This window comes from Pseudomonas sp. BAV 4579 (genome assembly GCF_009765395.1).
Classification (GTDB): Bacteria; Pseudomonadota; Gammaproteobacteria; order Pseudomonadales; family Pseudomonadaceae; genus Chryseomonas; species Chryseomonas aestiva.
This window is the reverse complement of sequence record NZ_WHOV01000280.1, coordinates 1-317: the sequence shown is the minus strand read 5'-3', so window position 1 is coordinate 317 and position 317 is coordinate 1. Positions and strand designations below refer to the sequence as shown.

Sequence of the window (317 nt, the reverse complement as noted above, 5' to 3'; positions counted from 1 at the left end):
CGTTGGCCTCGTAGGTGCGCGGATCGATCTGATACAACTGCTGGCCGGCCTTGACGTCGGCCCCTTCGGTGAAACTGCGCTTGAGCAGGATGCCGCTGACCTGCGGCCGCACCTCGGCGATACGGAAGGCGGAGGTACGCCCGGGCAATTCGTCGGTCAGGGTCACGGTGCGAGGCTGTACCGTGACCACCCCGACTTCTGCGGGTTTCTGCTGCTGTTGCTGCTGGTCCTTGTTGTCCTGCTTGCCGCAGGCACCCAGGCCGAGGGCCACGGCCAGCAGGGCGGGAGCGAAAAAGGCATGCGCCGGCTTGATCTGC

1 protein-coding gene is annotated in these 317 nt (G+C 65.9%); it reads right to left on the bottom strand.

The genetic code is table 11. The features are described 5' to 3' along the window. The coding region (locus tag GSQ95_RS25985) for a biotin/lipoyl-binding protein (protein ID WP_372241659.1) at positions 1-317 on the bottom strand (317 nt) is incomplete at both ends.